Source organism: Candidatus Cloacimonadota bacterium (genome assembly GCA_020532355.1).
Classification (GTDB): Bacteria; Cloacimonadota; Cloacimonadia; order Cloacimonadales; family Cloacimonadaceae; genus UBA5456.
Window position 1 is genome coordinate 1 of record JAJBBD010000030.1, and the last position, 2713, is coordinate 2713.

The following is a 2713-nucleotide window of genomic DNA, read 5'->3' on the forward strand; positions in this document are numbered from 1 at the left end:
ATAAGTCAGTTCCTCACTTATCCTGATGGGTATATTGATGGCTGTGACGCTCTTGCCGGATGTCTGGAACGCTTCTCTGAATACGACATTGGCAGGAACAGAGTCAAGGTACGGAGGTTCAGTTTCTAATGAATTACTATGATCAGCTTATGCTTGAGTACTACCGGGTCCTGAATAATGCCTGGAAGACCGAGATTAGAGATGCGACCCGGCTTGCCATCCAGATGCTGAGTGACATGCCCCGAGCCGAGAAACTTAACCAGAACTCATTAGATAAGCTTATGGGCATCATCAATAACCAACTGGGAGATGACTTCGCTACACTGGTCAATGAGCCCACCAAGGCGATAATAGACCGCTGTGTGCGGCTTGGACTGAGAGATACCCAAGTGCAAGCCCCAACCAAGACCAGCATCGGGCTCTGGGGCATTGAAGATCAGCACTTGTCATCCACAATTCAAAAGCAGCAGTTGTTTTGGATCGGAAATCACTTCGATGCAGACATCCGTCAGAACTTCGCAGACACTCTCTAAAAAGCCATCGAGAAGGGATATACTAAGGAGATGCATGCCAATACCCTCAAAGACCAGTTCAATGACCTCGCCAATAGATCATCCAACTACTGGCAGGGACTCGCAGAGCATACAGCCCTACGAATTAGGGAGTTCGGAAGGCTGCAAGGCTACAAGAAAGCCAAAGCCAGATACTACAAGCTCGTGGTGATCCTGGATGATCGCACCAGTGACTTCTGCCGGGCATTGGCTGCCCAGGATAAAGTCTATCCACTAGACGACGCCCTGGAGGTGATGGACAACCTCATGGCTCTGGATACCAAGTTCAGCAGCCTGGATGATGCCCGGGAATACATCAAAGCACTTGCACCCTGGATCAAGGACGATCAGATCGAATATGACTCGGAGATGAACCCTGTAGGCGTCTCCGGAGCGCATACACCGTTCCCACCCTTTCATTGGAAATGCAGGACGACAACGGTTCTGGATCGTTAAAAATAGGAAGCCCGGCTCTTCGAGCAAAATGTCTACCAAGCCGGGCTTGTCGTTTCTCTTTGTCCCTTTTCGGGAGCAGGATAGAAATCTGGATTTCCCTTTGATGATCTGCCGTGTAACCAGGACAGATTCTTTTCTCGAAGATACTGAGAACGCGGAAGCCTATGTTGTTGTTCGTGTTCGTCGCATTGTTGTTGTTACGATTCGAAACAGTGCAGTTGCTGGCATTGTTGCTCCAGCTACCGCCGCGTTTCACACGGTTTGATCCGCTTGCCGATTTCTACCCCAAATTGCTTTTGAAAGATGATCGCTGTCTGCAAAGCCGATGAAGCCCAGACGGCTGCGAGTGCTTTGATATAACTGTTCAGCAGTGATCTTTCCCAGGATGAATGCATGCTCGGTGCTTGCCATACCCTTGATACACCTGCTCAGGTTTTCATGACGCAGCCGGATTACCCCCGGAAAAACTCTATAGCCCAAAAACGGAATACCTCTATCACAGCGATTGATTTGCACGGACTTGGGCTTGATCTGTAGGGCAAGCTCGTCTGCCAGAAATTCTTCTATTTGAGCAAGGGCACACTTTAACCTATCCGAAGTATCCGAAAACAGGATAAAGTCATCCATGTACCGCACATAAGCAGAGAAACCAAGCTGCTGTTTGATATAGCCATCAAGCTTATGCAGATAGATATTGGCAAAAAACTGCGAAGTGAGATTTCCCACCGGCAATCCCCTTGCTGCATTTGCTATTGAACCCTCATATCCTTTCATGCTTTCGGTCTGGTTACTCAGGATGGTAGCACATAAGGAAAGCACTTCATTATCTTTGATCTTGCGCCGGATCAATTCCAGCAAAATCTCGTGTTCCACACTGGCAAAAAACTTCTGGATATCCAGCTTCATATACCATTGGTACCTGCGTGAATAGTTTTGCGCTGCGCTTACTGCCAGATGCAAGCCCTTATGCTTACGGGTGGCATATGAATCCTTGATAAACATCGCCTCAAAAAAGGGCTCAATAATATTCACCAGGCCATGGTGCACCACCCGATCCCGAAAAGCAGCCACACTAATGACCCGTTGCTTTGGCTCCCTGATCATGAAATATCGATAGGGCTGCGGTTGATAACGGTGTTCTTTCAGCTCTGCCTGCAATTCGAACAGGTTCTTCTCGCAGTGATACATCCACTCCGCGGTTTCAGCCTTACTCTTCTTGTGCCGGCATGCCTTTTTATATGCCAGATAGAGATTTGACCAGGAGCTCAAGTCATCATAGAGGAAACCAACTCGCTTAGGCACTTTTCAGCCAACCCCCTACCATCTTGCCGCTTTCCATAAGTTCACGGCTGATATACTCATATTGGCTTTCGCTCAGCCGCTGCATCTTGAAGGACATCTGTAAAAGTGCCCGCAGCAGGTCCAACTTCAGATTGATCTTTTGCAGGGTTTCTCGCTTTGACTGGCTATAAATCGCCTGCACGATCAGTTCCAAAACCTCCAGACAGGTGTTGTCTATCTTCTGCGATAAGGAATAGCGCAAGTTCTTCGGGAACCGCTCCGTCCTTGCCATGATCCAGGGCACGATATCCAGCCACTTCACATACAAGGGATAGTTATTCTTGCTGTTCAAGCTCCACCTCCTGCAAGATACGAATAATCGCTTCGCCATACTTATCACCTTTTTGCTTCATTCCCTTAATCGA

At 48.2% G+C, this 2713-nt stretch carries 4 protein-coding genes; 2 read left to right on the forward strand and 2 right to left on the reverse strand.

What is annotated here, in order from left to right:
• Positions 1 to 128 precede the first annotated feature (128 nt).
• Positions 129 to 533 carry a hypothetical protein gene (locus tag LHW48_00870; GenBank protein ID MCB5259014.1) on the forward strand — a complete coding sequence of 135 codons (405 nt, stop codon included), beginning with the start codon at positions 129 to 131 and terminating at the stop codon, positions 531 to 533.
• Between the two features lie 30 nt (positions 534 to 563).
• On the forward strand, positions 564 to 1007 hold the full coding sequence (locus LHW48_00875; GenBank protein MCB5259015.1) for a hypothetical protein: 444 nt from the start codon (positions 564 to 566) through the stop codon (positions 1005 to 1007).
• A 252-nt stretch (positions 1008 to 1259) separates the two neighbouring features.
• Here the strand turns inward: LHW48_00875 and LHW48_00880 are convergent, their stop codons facing one another.
• Together LHW48_00880 and avd are read right to left on the reverse strand one after the other, a co-directional pair.
• Positions 1260 to 2309 carry an RNA-directed DNA polymerase (Reverse transcriptase) gene (locus LHW48_00880; protein MCB5259016.1) on the reverse strand — a complete coding sequence of 350 codons (1050 nt, stop codon included), beginning with the start codon at positions 2307 to 2309 and terminating at the stop codon, positions 1260 to 1262.
• On the reverse strand, positions 2302 to 2640 hold the full coding sequence (avd, locus tag LHW48_00885) for a diversity-generating retroelement protein Avd (GenBank protein MCB5259017.1): 339 nt from the start codon (positions 2638 to 2640) through the stop codon (positions 2302 to 2304). The genes LHW48_00880 and avd overlap by 8 nt, the downstream gene beginning before the upstream one ends.
• Positions 2641 to 2713: the final 73 nt, after the last annotated feature.

Bases quoted from the DNA above. Each gene is read 5' to 3' on its own strand.
- LHW48_00875 (MCB5259015.1), top strand. From the start codon at position 564: ATGCATGCCAATACCCTCAAAGACCAGTTCAATGACCTCGCCAATAGA.
- LHW48_00870 (MCB5259014.1), top strand. From the start codon at position 129: ATGAATTACTATGATCAGCTTATGCTTGAGTACTACCGGGTCCTGAAT.